Source organism: Stenotrophomonas mori, assembly GCF_023556335.1.
In the GTDB taxonomy this organism is placed as follows: Bacteria; Pseudomonadota; Gammaproteobacteria; order Xanthomonadales; family Xanthomonadaceae; genus Stenotrophomonas; species Stenotrophomonas mori.
In genome coordinates this window covers 219,942-236,667 of sequence record NZ_JAIKTS010000001.1, presented here as the reverse complement: position 1 = coordinate 236,667, position 16,726 = coordinate 219,942, and the positions used below count along the sequence as shown (strand labels likewise).

Below are 16,726 nucleotides of genomic sequence, written 5' to 3'. Positions count from 1 at the left end.
CCGGCGGTGGTGCACGCGCGGACCCGCACTCCACGACGCTCCTGCCGGGCTGCCGCCCGGCGCCAAGGCCCGGCGGCCGGGCACTGCAACAAAAGATTCATCGCATGAATGGAAGGAAAACGCGCCGTGCGACGTCCTGCTGGTGATCCTCATCACCCTGCAGGAGTACCACCATGCGTTTCATCCTCTCCCCCCTGGCCGCCAGCATCGCCGCGACGGTGCTGGCCCTGCAGGCCGCGCCCGCGGCCTTCGCGCAGGGCCCGGCCTTCGACGTGCCGACGCAACCCGCCGCCAGCGGGGTGCGCCAGTTCGCCGAGCAGGCCGGCATCCAGGCGATCATCTCCAGCTCCGATGCGCTGGGCCGCACGGTCAACCCGGTGCACGGGGCGCTCGACACCCGCCTGGCCCTGAACGAACTGGTCCAGGGCACCGGACTGTCGGTGCGCTCCTTCGACGGCAACGTCGCGGTGCTGGCTGTCGACCCGGACGGGCAGGACGCTGCGCGCACCGGCGACGCCCCGCAGACGCTGGACCGGATGGTCGTCACCGGCTCGCGCATCGCACGCCCGGAACTCGAGCAACCGATGCCGATCAGCGTCGTCCGCATGGACGAGGCCCTGCGCTTCGGCAACAACGACCTGTACAGCGTGCTGCAGCAGAACCCCGCGATGGGCATCGGCAACAGCCTCTCCAGCAGCGTGACCGGCTGGGATGCCGGCGCCTCGTTCCTCAACCTGCGCAACCTGGGCACCAACCGCTCGCTGACGCTGATCGACGGCAAACGCCGCGTCTCGGCCTCGGCGCGCTCCTCGGCGGTGGACATCGGCACCATCCCGCTGGGCATGATCGACCGCGTGGAGATCGTCACCGGCGGTGCCGCCGCCGTGTACGGCGCCGATGCCGTCACCGGCGCGGTGAACATCATCACCCGCAAGGACATCGAGGAGACCACCCTGTCCGTCACCGGCGGCATGTCCGAGCAGGGCGATGCCGGCCAGCGGATGGTGTCGCTGTCCAGCGGCTTCAAGTTCGCCGACGGCCGCGGCCGGGTCTCGCTGGGCGGCACCTGGACGCGGACCGATCCGTTGTACATGTACGACCGCTACCCGTGGACATGGCAGCCGTTCAACCTGGCCAACCCGGACAACACCGGCGTGGACGACGGCATCCACGACAACCTCACCCTCTACAACTACCGGCAGCACTATTACGCCTATGAGCCGAACTTCTGGCTGGGAACGGTCAACGGGCAGGCGATCAACACCCGCTACATGCTCGAAAGCGGCGGCACCGTGCGCCCCATGTACCACGATGTCTACTACTCCAGCGGCATCGCCCAGTTCGCCACCGGCAATGGCGGCGACGGCCGCAACCTGACCGACCACTACCAGCTGCGCGGCGGCAACACGAACGCCTCGGTGATGGGCCGGGCCGAGTTCGACTTCAACGAGAACCTCACCTGGAGCGGCTGGTTCGACTACGCCAAGACGGACTACGCCGGCAACTACTACCCGTGGCGCGACGATACCCGCACCACGTTCTTCTCCAGCCAGGGCACCGCGCCCGGCGGCGCCAAGGCCTACCTGGACAACCCGTTCCTGCCCGACGCGATCCGCGCGGTCATGGAGCAGCACGGCCTGACCAGCCTGAGCATCGACCGCACCTACGGCAATTTCCCGGTGATGACCATGGATCACCACCGCCGCAGCTTCACCCTCGGCACGGACGTCTCCGGCGACCTCGGCGACTACCTGGGGTGGAACGCGTTCTACCAGTACGGCAAGGTGACCGACCGCGTCGTCGACGGCAACCTGCCGTGGAAGTCGCATTGGCTGGCCGCCCGCGACGTCATCTCGGTCGATGGCCAGCCCGTGTGCCGCAGCGAGGCCGCCCGCGCCGAGGGCTGCGTGCCGCTGAACATCTTCAGCACCGCACCGGCGAGCAAGGCGCTGGTCGACTACGTGATGGGCGACCGCCACGAGTTCCGCGAGACCACCCAGCAGCTGGCCGGCGCGGGGATCAGCGGCTCGGCGTTCCAGCTGCCCGCCGGCAACCTGCAGTTCGCCGCCGGCCTCGAGTACCGCAGGGACACGCTGGTCAACCGCGACGACCCGCTGGCGGTGGCCGGGGAACTGGCCTATGGCGGCGGCATCGCCCTGCGTTCGCAGCTGGACGTCACCACCAGCGTGAGAGAGGCCTACGTCGAGACGATGGCGCCGCTGCTGGCCGACCGGGCCTTCGCCAGGCGCCTGGACGTGGAGGCGGCTTACCGCTACTCGGACTACAGCACGGTCGGCAGCACCCAGGCGTGGAAGTACGGCGTGGTGTGGGAGCCCCTCGAAGGGCTGGCCATCCGCGGCGTGAAGTCGCGCAGCGTGCGCACCCCCAATTTCGGCGAGCTGTACGAGCCGATCAGCGAAACCCGCCAGGGGTCGATCGCCGACCCCTGCATGGTCGGCAACTACCACGCCTCGCCGACCCGGGCGGCCAACTGCGCCGCCTCCGGCGTGCCGGCGCCGTTCGTGGATCCCAAGCTGGGCCCGGTCACGACGTCCGGCGGCAACCCGGACCTGCGCCCGGAGGTGTCCGACAGCACGACCATCGGCTTCGTGTGGCGCCCGCGCAGGAACTTCGACCTGACGGTGGACTACTGGAACATCGACATCGACGACGTGATCTACACGCTCAGCTACCTGCAGATCATGAACCTGTGCGTCGACCTGCCGAGCATCGACAACCCGTACTGCGCATCGGTGACCCGCAACCACGACGCGCAGAACGTCAATCCGACCGTCGGCATCGCCCTGCCGCTGGGCGCCGGCGTCGCGGTGAACGCGCAGACGGCCAACATCGCGCGCATGCATGCCCGCGGCGTGGACCTGGGCGCCAACTGGAGCGTCGATGCCGGCCCCGGCCGGCTTGGCCTGAAGCTGGCCGGCACCTACCTGATCAAGCAGGTGCTGGAGACCACGCCCGGCGTCCCGGCCGGCGACCAGCTCGTCGACGGCGCCTATTCGAGCCCGAACCTGCGTGCCAGCCTGACCACCACCTATGACGTCGGCCGCTTCGGCGTGGCCCTGAACAGCCGCTACTGGGGCCATGGCAAGGGCAACGTCAATGCGACGTCCAAGGAGCAGTACGACAACAACAACGTGCCGTCACGCACGTACTACGACCTCTCCGGACGCTACGGCGTCGGCCGCCATGTGTTCAACCTGAGCGTGAACAACCTGCTGGACACCAAGCCGCCGCAGATGGGCTTCGGCGAGCCGGGCATCTACGCCAACAGCAGCGTGTACGACCTGCTGGGCCGGTACTACAGCCTCAACTACACCTTCACGTTCTGAGCCGTCCCGCCTCCGGCATGCCGGACGCCGCGCCCCGGGGCTCCATGCCCGGGGGCGGCGCTCCCCGCGCCTCCCCCTTCCCGAAGAGAACTCCCATGATCCAGAAACTTTCCCGGATAACCGCGACCGCCCGGTCCGGCGCACTCGTCCTGTCCACCGCACTGGCCCTGCTGGCCGCCCCCGGCGCACAGGCCGCGGACGAACGCAGGCCGGCCGTGCTGCTGATCTCCGTCGATGGCCTCAGCCCGGACTACGTCCTCGATGCGGACCGCCTCGGGCTGCAGATACCGGTGCTGCGCGGCTTCGTGCAGAACGGCGCCTATGCCAGCCGCGTGGTCAACGTCACCCCGACCGTGACCTACCCCAACCACACCGCGCTGGTCACCGGCGTGGGGCCCCGGGAGCACGGCATCCACACCAACACCCTGTTCGATCCGGAGGGCGTGGAGAAAGGGGCCTGGAACTGGTACGGCGAGCAGATCAAGGCGCACACACTGTGGGCGGCCGCCAAGGACCAGGGGCTGACCACCGCCGCGGTGCTCTGGCCGGTGTCCGTGGCGCACCCGGCCATCGACTACAACGTGCCCGAGTACTGGCGGGTGAAGCGCCCCTCGGACGACTTCCTGCTGCAGGCGGTCTCGACCCCGCGCGGCTTCCTGCAGTCGGTCCGGGCCGTGGACTCGCTGTTCGTCAACGGCGGCAAGGAGGACAACGAGTGGGCCTTCGATGCGAAGCTGACCGAGATCGCGCTGGCGATGATCGAACAGGCGCGCCCGCACCTGCTCACCGTCCACCTCGTCGGCCTGGACGGCGCCCAGCACGGCGACGGCCCGCTGCCGTCCAGCCGCCTCGCCCGCGAGACCCTGGAACACCTCGACACCCTGATCGGCCGCCTCATCGCCGCCGAACGCAAGGCGCACCCGGACGCGGTCATCGCCATCGCCTCGGACCACGGTTTCCTGCCGGTGGATGCGACCGTCAACCTCAATGCCGCCTTCGCCAGGGCCGGCCTGATCACCCTGAACGGTGACGGCACGCTCGCCTCATGGAAGGCCTATGCCTGGAACTCCGGCGGCAGCGCGTCGGTGGTGCTGAAGGACCCCGCCGACAGCGGCGTCGCCGCGGCGGTGGAGCGGATCCTCACCGACCTGGCCGCCACCCCCGCGAACGGCATCGCCGCCGTCCTGCGCGGCGCGGAGGCCCTCGCCGAGGGCGCCCTGCCGCAGGCTTCTTTCATGGTCGACTGCCGAAGCGGGTTCGCAATGGGCGGCGCATTGCAGGGCGAGGTGATCCAGCGCCAGGACAAGACCACCGGCACCCACGGCTACCGCAACACCCACCCGGAGATGCACTCGGCCTTCTTCGTCATGGGGCCGGGCATCGAGGCGGGCAGGAACCTGGGCGTGATCGACATCCGCAGCATCGCCCCGACCCTGGCCGGCGAACTGGGCGCGCAGTTGCCGGAGGCCCGGCAGCCGGCCTTGCCGCTGCGCCGCTGAGGGCGGCACCGCCCGGCAGGCGGTTCATCCGGGGCGGCACAGGACGATGGTGGCCGCCGGGCCGCCCCGCTCCGGACGAACCCGGATGCCCGGGCGGTCCCGGTGCCCACGCCGGAGCCACACGGCGGCACCGACCACCCCCGGCTGTGGAAACACGGCGGCCATGCCGCGCAGCGTCACGGGGACCGCGGCCTCCTCAGAGGTCGCAGCCCTCCGCCGTACAGGCCGGGTCGTCCTTGCCCGGCACCGAGGGCGCCTGTTCGGCGGCCACCTTCTCCAGCACCTGGACGAACACCTCCGGCGCCTGCCCGCCCTGCACCGCATAGCGGCCGTTGATGACGAAAGTGGGCACCGACTGGATGCCCAGCGCCTGCGCCTGGCCCAGCCCGGCGCGGACCTCGGCCAGCCCTTCGTCGGACGCCAGCATCGCGGCCACCCGCTCGGCCGCGATGCCGCCGGCAGCGCCGGCCTCGGCCAGCACCTGCGGATCGGCGAGATTGCGCCCGTGCTCGAAATGGGCACGGAACAGCGTCTCGCCCACCGCCTCCTGTACGCCTTCGCGCCCGGCCAGCCACAGCAGGCGGTGCGCCGGCAGCGTGGTGACCCGCACCTGGTTACGGTCGAAATCCATCGGCAGGCCCTCGGCACGCGCCGTGGCCTGGGTCTGCGCCAGCATCTGCGCGCTGCGCTCGGCGCCGCCGAACTTGGCCGCATAGGCCTCGCGCAGCGGCACCGGCGTGGCATCGGCCTCGGGGTCGAGCAGGAACGGGTGCCAATGCACCTCCACCGGCGGCGCCTTGTCGCCCATCAGCGCCAGCGCGCGCTGGAAACGGTGCTTGCCGATCCAGCACCAGGGACAGACGACGTCGGACCAGATATCGATGCGCATGGGGGAACTCCTGAAAGTATCGGAACGCGCGCGGCCACCCACGGCCCCACGCCTTGTGGACACAGTGTAGAGCCGGGCCCTGCCCGGCGGGCCTGCGCGGGAACGCCCCGGCGGAGCACGGCTCCGCTCTACAGGGACACCGTCCAGGCGCGGGCGGCTGTAGCGCCGGGCCCTGCCCGGCGGGGCCTGTGCGGGAACGCCCCGGCGGAGAAGGGCTCCGCTCTACAAGGACACCGTCCAAGCGCAGGCGGTTGTAGCGCCGGGCCCTGCCCGGCGGGGCCTGTGCGGGAACGCCCCGGCGGAGAAGGGCTCCGCTCTACAAGGATGCCGTCCAAGCGCAGGCGGTTGTAGCGCCGGGCCCTGCCCGGCGGGGCCTGTGCGGGAACGCTCCAGCGGAGCACGGCTCCGCTCTACAAGGATGCCGTCCAGGCGCGGGCGGTTGTAGCGCCGGGCCCTGCCCGGCGGGGCCTGTGCGGGAACGCCTCAGCGGAGCATGGCTCCGCTCTACAGGGACGCTGTCCAGGCGCGGGCGGCTGTAGCGCCGGGCCCTGCCCGGCGGGGCCTGCGCGGGAACGCCCCGGCGGAGCATGGCTCCGCTCTACAGGGACACCGTCCAGGCGCGGGCGGTTGTAGCGCCGGGCCCTGCCCGGCGGGGCCTGTGCGGGAACGCCCCGGCGGAGCAGGGCTCCGCTCTACAAGGATGCCGTCCAGGCGCGGGCGGTTGTAGCGCCGGGCCCTGCCCGGCGGGGCCTGCGCGGGAACGCCCCGGCGGAGCACGGCTCCGCTCTACAGGGACGCCGTCCAGGCGCGGGCGGCTGTAGCGCCGGGCCCTGCCCGGCGGGGCCTGCGCGGGAACGCCCCAGCGGAGCACGGCTCCGCTCTACAGGGACACCGTCCAGGCGCGGGCGGTTGTAGCGCCGGGTCCTGCCCGGCGGGGGCAGGGCTCCGCGCTACCGGGGGGCCGTCCACCGGCTGTAGGGATGCGAAGCCAGTGCGAGGTTGTAGTAGCGCAGTTCGTCGGTGACTTCTGCACCGATCCATTGGGGGCGTTCGAAGGGCTGGTCGGGGCTGTCCAGTTCGATCTCGGCCACCACCAGGCCGGCGTTGTCGCCCAGGAACTCGTCCACCTCCCACAGGCGCCCGCCGTGGTGTACCAGGTGGCGGCGCTTGTCGATCAGCCCGCCCACGCACAGTGCCAGCAGCGCCCGTGCATCGGCCACCGGGATCGGGTAGTCGAACTCCTGGCGGGTGGTGCCGGTCTCGCGCGACTTGATGTTCAGGCGGGCGGTGTCGCCCTCGATGCGCACCCGCACCGAGGCCTTCTGGCCGCCCTCGTCCAGGGCCGCCAGGTCGTTGACATACCCCTGCGCCATCGGCACGACGGCGTGTGCGGCGGTGCGCCAACCGTCGCCGGTGACCAGGAACTTGCGCTCGATCTCGATGCCCATCTGCGGATCCGTTGGTAGGGGGTGTCCTGCCGTGCGGCGGCATGCGCCATGTCACCGCCACCGTCCCGCCATGCGCGGGTCAGCCGCGCTCGAACACGGCGATGCTTTCCACGTGCGCGGTGTGCGGGAACATGTCCATCGCCCCGGCCGACACCAGGGTGAAGCCCTGGTCGTTGACCAGGTAGCCCGCGTCGCGCGCCAGCGAGCCGGGATGGCAGCTGACGTAGACGATGCGCTTGAACTGTTTCAGCGGCAGTTGCTGCAGCACGTCGATGGCCCCGGAACGCGGCGGGTCCAGCAACAGCTTGTCGAACCCCTGCCGCATCCACGGGGCTTCGCGCTGGTCCTGGGTCAGGTCGGCGGCGAAGAACCGCGCATTGTCCAGGCCGTTGCGCTGCGCGTTCTCCTTCGCCCGCGCCACCAGCCCGGCCTCGCCCTCCACGCCCACCACTTCGCGCACGCTGCGCGCCAGCGGCAGGGTGAAGTTGCCCAGGCCGCAGAACAGGTCCAGCACGCGCTCGTCCGGGCGCGCGTCCAGCAGCGCCAGCGCATGGGCGATCATCTTCTGGTTGAGCTTGGCGTTGACCTGGATGAAGTCCAATGGCCGGAACGCCAGTTCCACGTCCCATTGCGGCAGGGCGAAGGACAGCGGCACGCCTTCGGCCGGCCACAGCGGATGCACCGACTCCAGTCCGCCGGGCTGCAGGTAGATGGCGAAACCATGCGCCTGGCCGAACGCCGTCCATGCCTGGCGGTCGGCCTCGGACAATGGCTGCAGGTGGCGCACGGTCAGGGCGATGGCCGCATCGCCGCCGATGAACTCCACCTGCGGGATGTCGCGGCGGCCGTCCAGGCCCTCGATGAAGGCCGCCAGCACCGCCACCCGGCTGCCGATCTCGGGGATCACGGTCAGGCACTGCGACAGGTCGGCGACGAAGCGCGGATCCTGCTCGCGGAAACCGACCAGGGTCTTGTCCTTCTTCTCGACGCGGCGCACCGAGAACCGGCCCTTGCGGCGGTAGCCCCAGCTGTCGCCGACCAGCGGTGGCAATACCGCGGCCGGGCTGACATGGCCGATGCGCGCCAGGTTGTCCATCAGCACCTGCTGCTTGGCCACGATCTGCTGGCCCTCTTCCAGGTGCTGCAGCACGCAGCCGGCGCAGACGCCGAAATGCGGGCAGCGCGGCTGCACGCGGTGCGGCGAGGCCTGCAGGACTTCCAGGGTCCGGGCCTCGTCGAAGTGGCGGCTCTTGCCGGTCTGCTCGGCCATCACCGTCTCGCCGGCCAATGCGCCGGCGACGAAGGTCACCTTGCCGCCCTCGCCTTCGCGGCGGGCGACGCCACGGCCATCGTGGCTGAGGTCGAGGATGTCGGTCTGGAACGGGGTCTTGTCTATGCGGGAGCGGGATCGGGCCACGTGGCGGACGGCTGCGGGCTGAAAAGGGGGGCGCCATTGTCGCAGATGCGCATCGGCGTGACTTCCGCCGCTTGCGCGGCCGCCGCACATCGCCAATCATGCCGCCATGGCTGACATGGAGGCAGCGGATGAATACGCAGCAGCAGGCGACCCCCCCTCGTTTGTTGCTGGTCGAGGATGATGCGACCAGCCAGGGATTTTTCCGCAGCGCGCTGGAGGCGCTGCCGGCCACGGTGGATGTGGCCGGCTCCGTCGCCGATGCCCTGCGCCTGTGCGAGTCGGTGCGCCACGACCTGTGGCTGATCGACGTCAACCTTCCCGACGGCAGCGGCCAGGAGCTGCTGCGGCAGCTGCGCCGGCGGCATGCGGGAGTGCCTGCAGTGGCGCACACCGCCGACGACCGCATCGAGACCCGCGACGCACTGCGCGAGGCCGGCTGCGAGCGGGTGCTGGTCAAGCCCATGAGCCGCGCCCAGCTGCTGGACGCCATCGGCGAGAGTCTCGGCCGGGCGCCCGCCGCGGGCGACGATCCGGCACCACCGGACTGGGATGAACGGGCCGCCCTGGACGCGCTCAACGGCCAGCGGGCCCACGTCATCGCGCTGCGCGAACTGTTCCTGTCCGAACTGCCGGTCGCCCGCGACGCGGTCGGCGTCGCCCTGCGCCAGCACGACGACGGCGCGCTGCGGCAACAGCTGCACCGGTTGCAGGCCAGTTGCGGCTTCGTCGGCGCCTCCCGTCTCGGGCGGGCGGTGCGGCAGCTGCACCAGTCGCCGGAATCGGACCGCGCCCGGCGCCAGTTCGATGCCGCGGTCAGCGCCCTGCTGCACTGAACGCGGGCCGCCCGCGCTCAGCCACCGCGGGCCGCCAGGTCGCCCAGCAGCTCCCAGGATTTCAGGCCGCGCCCGCCCAGATGGTGCAGCAGCACCGCGCGCATCTGTGGCCGCAGGCTGGCCAGGTCGGCGGCGGCGGGTCGGCGGTCGCCGCCCAGCGCCAGCAGGGCGCTGCCGGTGGCCAGGCCACGCCGCTCACCGGCGCTGCGCTCGCTGAGCAGGCGCAGCGGCCCCTCCTGCGGGTCCAGCCGGTAACGCGCCGCCGGGTCGATGGGCTGCCCGTCGGCGGCACGGCTCCAGTCGAACCCCACCCCCAGCGCATCGAGCAGGTCACGCTCGAAACGGCGCAGCGTCCACGCCAGCCCGTCGGCCTCGGCCAAGCGTGCGCGGACCTGCCCGTAGGCCTGGTACAGCTCGGGCGCGGGATCGTGGCGCGGCGCCAGCCGCAGCACCAGTTCGTTGATGTAGAAGGCGGCCAGCATCGTCTGCCCCTGCAGGCGCGGCGCCGCGTCCTGGCTCTCGGCACGGCGCAGCTGCGCCAGCTCACCGGCCTGGACCGCGTCCAGGCGGATCCACTGCAGCGGCTGCAGCGCGGCCCGCAACGCCTGCTTCTTTCCCCCCTGCACACCGCGCGCCAACAGGCCGATCCGGCCGTGCTCGCGGGTCAGCACTTCCACCAGCAGGCTGGTCTCGCGCCAGGGGCGCGCGTGCAGGACATAGGCCGGTTCGTCGTCGATGCGCATGCGGGAGGGGTCGCGGGGACAGGGGCGGACACGGCCGGCGCTCGGTCCGGGCTCCGCCTACAGGGTGTCAGAGCCGACGGCAGACGCCCAGCCCGCCCTCGGCGCAGTCGCCTGCAGGCCGCGCCCGGCCCGCTACGGCAGCTCAGTCGCCGTAACCGAACGCCTTGAGCGCGGACTCGTCGTCGGACCAGCCTTCGCGCACCCGCACCCAGGTCTCCAGGAACACCTTGGCGCCGAACAGCCGCTCCATCTGCAGCCGGGCCTTGCCGCCGATCTCCTTGAGGCGCACGCCGCCCTTGCCGATGACGATGGCCTTCTGGCCTTCGCGCTCGACCCAGATGACCGCGCCGATGCGCAGCAGGTTGCCGTCCTCGGCGAAGCGCTCGATCTCCACCGTGGTCGCATAGGGCAGCTCTTCGCCGAGCTGCCGCATCAGCTGTTCGCGCACCAGCTCACCGGCCAGGAACCGCTGGCTGCGGTCGGTGATCTCGTCCTCGCCGAACATCGGCGGGGCTTCCGGCAGCAGCGTGAGCACGTCGCGCACCAGTGCTTCCAGACCGTTGCGCTTCTGCGCGGAGATCGGGTGCACGCCGGCGAACTCGCGGCCCGCGGTGACCTCCTGCAGGAACGGCAGCAGCGCGCTCTTGTCCTTCAGCCGGTCGACCTTGTTGACCACCAGCACCACCGGGACGCCGGCATCGCGCAGCACCTTGAAAGCCAGCGTGTCCTCCTCGTCCCAGCGCCCCGCCTCGATCACCAGCAGGCCGGCGTCCACCCCTTCCAGCGAACTGCGCGCGGCACGGTTCATCACCCGGTTCATCGCCCGCTTCTGCTGGCGGTGCAGCCCCGGGGTATCCACCAGCACCAGCTGGCCCCCGGGGAAGGTGGCGATGCCCAGCAGCCGGTGGCGCGTGGTCTGTGGCCGGTTGGAGACGATGCTGACCTTGGCCCCGACCAGGGCGTTGGTCAGGGTCGACTTGCCGACATTGGGGCGTCCGATGACGGCGACGCTGCCGCAGCGATGGGAGGGGGTGTCGTTCACTTGGAATCCAGTTGCTCGATCGCGGCCGCGGCCGCCTGTTGTTCGGCCAGCCGCCGGGAGCTGCCTTCGCCCTCGGTGATCGCGGCCGGATCGGTCAGGCGGCAGCGTACCCGGAAATGCCGCGCATGGTCGTCTCCGGTCTCCGAGACCAGCTCGTAGACCGGCAGCGGTTTCTGCCGTGCCTGCAGCCATTCCTGCAGGCGGGTCTTGGGGTCCTTGCCGGGCTTGCCGACCGGCACCGCGGCCATCGGCGCCTCGAACCAGGGCAGCACCCGCGCGCGGCAGGCCTCGAAGCCGGCATCCAGGCAGATCGCCGCCACCACCGCCTCGAAGGCGTCGGCCAGGATCGAATCGCGGCGGTGGCCGCCGGACTTCATTTCGCCCGGGCCCAGGATCAGGCGCTCGCCCAGCTGCAGCTCGCGCGCCAGCGCCGCCAGCGCGCTCTCGCATACCAGTGCCGCGCGCGCGCGGGTCAGCGCGCCCTCGTCGGCCTTCGGCCAGCGCATGAACAGGGCCTCGGCGACGATCAGGTTGACGATGCTGTCGCCCAGGAACTCCAGCCGCTCGTTGTGCGGCGCACCGGCACTGCGGTGGGTCAGGGCCTGCTGCAGCAGGCCCTGGTCGCGGAACGGGTGGCCGATGCGGTCACCCCGCGTCACTGCCCTATTCACCGCGCGAGGTCAGGTCCTGGGCATTCTCGAACCGGCCGACGATGTCCAGGTTGCCGACCAGCGGCCGCCGTACTTCGTAGTTCACGCTCATGCGCACCCCGCCGTCGATCCGGTCGAAGCGGATGCTGTCGCGCTTGATGCTGTCCGAGTAGTTCATGTCCATGCGCCGGTAGAACATCTCCAGCGCGCGCGCCGGATCGGCGTTGCCGGGCTCGCGCGCCAGCGCCTTCATCGACGTCTTGACCGCGTAGAACTCCTGGTACATCGGGAACAGCTTCATGCCGATGTACAGGGCGAACCCGGCCACCGCCAGCACGCCCAGGAACGATGTCAGCGTCATGCCGCCTTGCTTGCGCTTCATAGCCTTCTCCCCCGATATGCGCGCTAGGTTACTGGATGCCCGAGCCGATCCGCGAAGGGTCGAAACCGTCCTTGCAGAACCAGCCACTGCAGTTGAGCCAGATCAGGAAGGCCTTGCCGCGCAGGTTGCGCTCGGGCATGAACCCCCAGAAACGGCCATCGTCGCTGTTGTCGCGGTTGTCGCCCATCACCAGGTAGTGGCCCTCGGGCACGTTCCAGTCGCCCTGCCCGGCCGGATTGGCGCGGCCCAGGTATTCCAGGATGGTGTGCGGACGGCCCGGCAGCGCCTCGCTGAGCAGGGTCGCGCCGTTCATCTCCGCGCCCCGGCCCTTGCCGACGTAGTCGCCCTTGACCTCGTACTCGACCGGCTCGCCGTTGATGGACAGGGTATCGCCGTGGAAACCGATGCGGTCCCCGGGCAGGCCGATCACGCGCTTGATGAAGTTCTCGCCGCGCTGCGGATCGTCGGCCATCTCCGGATGGCCCGGAAACTGGAACACCACCACGTCGCCGCGCTTCGGCTCGCCGGTCGGGATCACCTTGGTGTTGGTGACCGGCAGGCGGATGCCGTAGGCGAACTTGTTGACCAGGATGAAGTCGCCGATCAGCAGGTTGGGCATCATCGAGCTGGACGGGATCTTGTACGGCTCGGCGATGAAGCTGCGCAGCACCAGCACCACCGCCAGCACCGGGAAGAACGCCCGCGAGTAATCCACCACCGCCGGCTCGCCGCCGTCCAGCAGCCCGCCGCGGGCTTCCCGGCGCTTGGCCAGGAACAGCCTGTCCAGCAGCAGGACCAGCCCCGAGCCGAGGGTCAGCACCACCAGTGCGATTTCAAACCATTTCATTGCAGGGTCCTCGTATCCGGAACCGTGCACCGGGAAACGCGGGGCGGGCAACGGCGGCGCGGCGCGCCCCGACCGTACCGGCCCACGCCATCCGGCGCCGGCCCGCTTATTTGTTGTCCATCTGCAGCACGGCCAGGAACGCTTCCTGCGGGATCTCCACGCGGCCCACCTGCTTCATGCGCTTCTTGCCTTCCTTCTGCTTCTCCAGCAGTTTCTTCTTGCGCGAAACGTCGCCACCATAGCACTTGGCCAGCACGTTCTTGCGCATCGCCTTGACCGTGGTGCGGGCGATGACCTGCGAGCCGACCGCGGCCTGGATGGCGACGTCGAACATCTGCCGGGGAATCAGGTCCTTCATCTTCTCGCACAGCTCGCGGCCGCGGCGGTCGGCATGGCTGCGGTGCACGATCAGCGACAGTGCGTCGACCTTGTCGCCGTTGATCAGCACGTCCACGCGCACGAACGGGCCGGCCTCGAAGCGGACGAAGTGGTAGTCCAGCGACGCGTAGCCGCGGCTGACCGACTTGAGCTTGTCGAAGAAGTCCAGCACCACCTCGGCCATCGGCAGTTCGTAGCCGATCTGCACCTGGCTGCCCAGGTAGTTGATGCCGATCTGGGTGCCGCGCTTCTCCTCGCACAGCTTGATGACGTTGCCGATGTACTCCTCGGGGGTGAGCACGTTGGCGCGGATGATCGGCTCGCGGATCTCCTCGACCTGGTTGACCGGCGGCAGCTTGGCCGGGTTGTCCATCATCACGATGGCGCCGTCGCTCTTGAGCACCTCGTAGACCACGGTCGGCGCGGTGCTGATCAGGTCCAGGTCGTACTCGCGCTCCAGGCGCTCCTGCACGATCTCCATGTGCAGCATGCCCAGGAAGCCGCAGCGGAAGCCGAAGCCCATCGCCTCGGAGCTTTCCGGCTCGAAGCGCAGCGCGGCGTCGTTCAGGCGCAGCTTGTCCAGCGCCTCGCGCAGGTCGGGGTAGTCGTCGGCGTCGACCGGGAACAGGCCGGCGAACACGCGCGGCTGCATTTCCTGGAAGCCCGGCAGCGGTTCCGGTGCCGGGTCGCCGCTCAGGGTCAACGTATCGCCGACCGGGGCGCCGTGCACGTCCTTGATGGAGGCGGTGATCCAGCCCACTTCGCCGGCCGACAGCATCCCGGTGACCTTGCGCTTGGGCGTGAACACCCCGACCGCATCGACCTGGTGGTTGCGCCCGGTGGACATCACCTGCAGCTTGTCGCCGGTCTTGATCCGGCCCTGCATCACCCGCACCAGCGACACCACCCCCAGGTAGTTGTCGAACCAGGAGTCGATGATCAGCGCCTGCAGCTTGTCGGTCGCGCGCCGCGTCGGCGGCGGGATGCGGTGGACGATGGCCTCCAGCACCTCTTCCACGTTCAGCCCGGTCTTGGCCGACACCGCCACCGCGTCGCCGGCGTCGATGCCGATCACCGCCTCGATCTCGGCCTTGGCGCGGTCGATGTCGGCGGTGGGCAGGTCGATCTTGTTCAGCACCGACACCACTTCCAGGCCCATCTCCACCGCGGTGTAGCAGTTGGCCACCGACTGCGCTTCCACGCCCTGGGCGGCATCCACCACCAGCAGCGCGCCCTCGCAGGCGGCCAGCGAGCGGCTGACTTCGTAGGAGAAGTCCACGTGCCCGGGGGTATCGATGAAGTTCAGGTGGTAGGTCTCGCCGTTGCGTGCCGTGTACGGCAGCGACACCGAGTGCGCCTTGATGGTGATGCCGCGCTCGCGCTCGATCGGGTTGTTGTCCAGCACCTGCGCTTCCATCTCGCGCGCGGTCAGGCCGCCGCAGAGCTGGATGATGCGATCGGCCAGGGTGGACTTGCCATGATCGACATGGGCAATGATGGAAAAGTTGCGGATGTTCCGCATCGGATCGGCAGACATAGAAGGTGGCGGCGGCGCGGCGCGTCGTCAGGATAACGGCGCATTATCGCATGCCCGGCAGCCCGGCCGCATGCCCGCCGCCGCGGACACCGGACGGCGCCCGCGGGCGCCGCCCTGTCCGCCGGCGGCCCGGCCCGGGCTCAGCCCTCGGCCTTGACCGCCACGAAGGCGCTGTTGCCGCCGGCGCGCACCAGCAGCATCACCACGTCGCCCTTCTTGTAGCCGGCCAGCTCGCGGTTGAGCGCCGCCACGGTGCCCACCGGGGCACGGCCGACCTGCAGGATCACCATGCCCGGGCTCAGCTGCGCCTCGCGGGCGGCCTGGCCGTTGACCCGGGTGATGCGCACGCCCTCGCCCGCCGCCAGCCCCAGCTGGCGGCGCTCGGCGGCGGCCAGCTCGGTCACGTCCACCCCCAGCAGCGCGCTGGCGCCGGCCTGCGGAGCGGCCTCCGCCGCACCGCTCGGCGGCGTGGCGGCACGCGCGGCGTCCTCGGCCAGCTCGGTGAGGGTCACGCTGATCTCGCGCTCGTGGCCGTCGCGCAGGATGCCCAGCCGGACCCTGCTGCCCGGCGCCATCGCACCGATCAGCGGCGGCAGGTCGCTGGCCGCGCCGATCTCGTTGCCGTTGACCGAGCGGATCACGTCGCCCACCTGTACGCCCGCCTTGGCCGCCGGCGAGTCCTCGACCAGCTGGTTGACCAGCGCGCCACGGCTGTCGGGCAGCTTCAGCGCCTGCGCCTTCAGGGCATCCACCGGCTGCACCACCGTGCCCAGCTGGCCGCGGCTGACCTTGCCGGTCTTCTTGATCTGTTCCACCGCGCCCATCGCCAGGTCGATCGGGATCGCGAAGCTGATGCCCATGTAGCCGCCGGACGCGGAGAAGATCTGCGAGTTGATGCCGACCACCTCACCGCGGGTATTGAGCAGCGGGCCGCCGGAGTTGCCCTGGTTGATGGCCACGTCGGTCTGGATGAACGGCACATAGCGCTGTTCGGCATAGGGATTGCTGCGCCCGGTGGCGCTGACGATGCCGGCGGTCACCGAATGGTCCAGCCCGAACGGCGAGCCGATCGCCACCACCCACTGCCCGGGCTTGAGCGTGTTGGAGTCGCCCACGCGCACGATCGGCAGCCCCTTGGCCTCGATCTTCAGCAGGGCCACGTCGTACTGCTGGTCGCTGCCGACCACCTTGGCGTCGAACTCGCGGCGGTCGCTCAGCTTGACCTTGACCGTCTCGGCGCCGTCGACCACGTGGTGGTTGGTGAGCACGTAGCCGTCGGCGGAGAGGATGAAGCCCGACCCCATGCCGCGCCCGCGCGGCCCGTTGTCGGGGCCTTCGCCGGGCATCTGGAAGCCGGGGCCGAAGAAGCGCCGGAAGAACTCGGGCATCTGGTCCATGTCCGGACGGCCGCCGGCCATGCGCGGGTCGCGCCGCGGACCGATGACGGTCTCGACGTTGACCACGCCGGGGCCGACCTGGTCCACGAGCTGGGTGAAGTCCGGCAGGCCGCTGACCAGCTGCGGCGCAGGTGCCGCCGGCCTCGCGGCGGCCGCCTGTTCAGCCGCGGCGGCCGGCGCGGCGGGGGGGTCGTTCTGGGCGCATGCGGCCAGCGGCAGGGCCATGGCCAGCAGGCCGGCCAGGCGCATAGGGGTACGGTGGGTCATCGGCTCGACTCCATGTGAAGGGGAAGACGGCTCCCTGCGTCCGGCGGCGG

General features: G+C 70.5%; 13 protein-coding genes. 3 read left to right on the top strand and 10 right to left on the bottom strand.

The window, feature by feature from the left end; all coding sequences use genetic code 11:
* Positions 1-173 precede the first annotated feature (173 nt).
* Positions 174-3,347, top strand: a complete 3,174-nt coding sequence (locus tag K5L01_RS01050) for a TonB-dependent receptor (RefSeq protein WP_250061138.1) — start codon at positions 174-176, stop codon at positions 3,345-3,347.
* Between the two features lie 95 nt (positions 3,348-3,442).
* Positions 3,443-4,846 (top strand): alkaline phosphatase family protein, encoded by a 1,404-nt coding sequence (locus K5L01_RS01045; RefSeq protein ID WP_250061136.1) that lies wholly within the window; start codon positions 3,443-3,445, stop codon positions 4,844-4,846.
* 196 nt (positions 4,847-5,042) lie between these two features.
* Here the strand turns inward: K5L01_RS01045 and K5L01_RS01040 are convergent, their stop codons facing one another.
* The 3 genes from K5L01_RS01040 to rlmD all read right to left on the bottom strand — a co-directional run bounded on the left by K5L01_RS01040 (position 5,043) and on the right by rlmD (position 8,600).
* Positions 5,043-5,735 carry a DsbA family oxidoreductase gene (locus K5L01_RS01040; protein ID WP_250061134.1) on the bottom strand — a complete coding sequence of 231 codons (693 nt, stop codon included), beginning with the start codon at positions 5,733-5,735 and terminating at the stop codon, positions 5,043-5,045.
* Between the two features lie 950 nt (positions 5,736-6,685).
* Positions 6,686-7,183: a CYTH domain-containing protein gene (locus tag K5L01_RS01035; RefSeq protein WP_250061132.1), complete on the bottom strand. Its 498-nt coding sequence runs from the start codon at positions 7,181-7,183 to the stop codon at positions 6,686-6,688.
* A 79-nt stretch (positions 7,184-7,262) separates the two neighbouring features.
* Positions 7,263-8,600, bottom strand: a complete 1,338-nt coding sequence (rlmD, locus tag K5L01_RS01030; protein WP_250061129.1) for a 23S rRNA (uracil(1939)-C(5))-methyltransferase RlmD — start codon at positions 8,598-8,600, stop codon at positions 7,263-7,265.
* A 128-nt stretch (positions 8,601-8,728) separates the two neighbouring features.
* On the opposite strand from rlmD, the gene K5L01_RS01025 reads away from it, so the two are divergent.
* Complete coding sequence (locus K5L01_RS01025; RefSeq protein WP_250061127.1) at positions 8,729-9,433, top strand: Hpt domain-containing response regulator; 705 nt, start codon at positions 8,729-8,731, stop codon at positions 9,431-9,433.
* Positions 9,434-9,450: 17 nt separating this feature from the next.
* Here the strand turns inward: K5L01_RS01025 and recO are convergent, their stop codons facing one another.
* The 7 genes from recO to K5L01_RS00990 form a co-directional block, all read right to left on the bottom strand.
* Complete coding sequence (gene recO, locus K5L01_RS01020; RefSeq protein WP_250061125.1) at positions 9,451-10,176, bottom strand: DNA repair protein RecO; 726 nt, start codon at positions 10,174-10,176, stop codon at positions 9,451-9,453.
* Between the two features lie 142 nt (positions 10,177-10,318).
* Positions 10,319-11,218 carry a GTPase Era gene (era, locus tag K5L01_RS01015; RefSeq protein WP_250061123.1) on the bottom strand — a complete coding sequence of 300 codons (900 nt, stop codon included), beginning with the start codon at positions 11,216-11,218 and terminating at the stop codon, positions 10,319-10,321.
* Positions 11,215-11,877, bottom strand: coding sequence for a ribonuclease III (gene rnc, locus K5L01_RS01010; protein WP_425603805.1), 663 nt, complete (start codon positions 11,875-11,877; stop codon positions 11,215-11,217). The genes era and rnc overlap by 4 nt, the downstream gene beginning before the upstream one ends.
* Before the next feature lie 4 nt (positions 11,878-11,881).
* Complete coding sequence (locus K5L01_RS01005) at positions 11,882-12,250, bottom strand: DUF4845 domain-containing protein (protein ID WP_250061119.1); 369 nt, start codon at positions 12,248-12,250, stop codon at positions 11,882-11,884.
* A 28-nt stretch (positions 12,251-12,278) separates the two neighbouring features.
* Positions 12,279-13,097, bottom strand: coding sequence for a signal peptidase I (gene lepB, locus K5L01_RS01000; RefSeq protein ID WP_250061117.1), 819 nt, complete (start codon positions 13,095-13,097; stop codon positions 12,279-12,281).
* Positions 13,098-13,203: 106 nt separating this feature from the next.
* Positions 13,204-14,997, bottom strand: coding sequence for a translation elongation factor 4 (gene lepA / locus K5L01_RS00995; RefSeq protein ID WP_250061115.1), 1,794 nt, complete (start codon positions 14,995-14,997; stop codon positions 13,204-13,206).
* A 155-nt stretch (positions 14,998-15,152) separates the two neighbouring features.
* Positions 15,153-16,676, bottom strand: coding sequence for a DegQ family serine endoprotease (locus tag K5L01_RS00990; RefSeq protein WP_250061113.1), 1,524 nt, complete (start codon positions 16,674-16,676; stop codon positions 15,153-15,155).
* Positions 16,677-16,726 lie beyond the last annotated feature (50 nt).

Excerpts from the sequence above, each read along its gene's own strand:
- K5L01_RS01050 (WP_250061138.1), top strand. The coding sequence starts at position 174 with ATGCGTTTCATCCTCTCCCCCCTGGCCGCCAGCATCGCCGCGACGGTG.
- K5L01_RS01045 (WP_250061136.1), top strand. The coding sequence starts at position 3,443 with ATGATCCAGAAACTTTCCCGGATAACCGCGACCGCCCGGTCCGGCGCA.
- K5L01_RS01040 (WP_250061134.1), bottom strand. The coding sequence starts at position 5,735 with ATGCGCATCGATATCTGGTCCGACGTCGTCTGTCCCTGGTGCTGGATC.
- K5L01_RS01035 (WP_250061132.1), bottom strand. The coding sequence starts at position 7,183 with ATGGGCATCGAGATCGAGCGCAAGTTCCTGGTCACCGGCGACGGTTGG.
- K5L01_RS01025 (WP_250061127.1), top strand. The coding sequence starts at position 8,729 with ATGAATACGCAGCAGCAGGCGACCCCCCCTCGTTTGTTGCTGGTCGAG.
- recO (WP_250061125.1), bottom strand. The coding sequence starts at position 10,176 with ATGCGCATCGACGACGAACCGGCCTATGTCCTGCACGCGCGCCCCTGG.
- K5L01_RS01005 (WP_250061119.1), bottom strand. The coding sequence starts at position 12,250 with ATGAAGCGCAAGCAAGGCGGCATGACGCTGACATCGTTCCTGGGCGTG.
- lepB (WP_250061117.1), bottom strand. The coding sequence starts at position 13,097 with ATGAAATGGTTTGAAATCGCACTGGTGGTGCTGACCCTCGGCTCGGGG.
- lepA (WP_250061115.1), bottom strand. The coding sequence starts at position 14,997 with ATGCGGAACATCCGCAACTTTTCCATCATTGCCCATGTCGATCATGGC.
- K5L01_RS00990 (WP_250061113.1), bottom strand. The coding sequence starts at position 16,676 with ATGACCCACCGTACCCCTATGCGCCTGGCCGGCCTGCTGGCCATGGCC.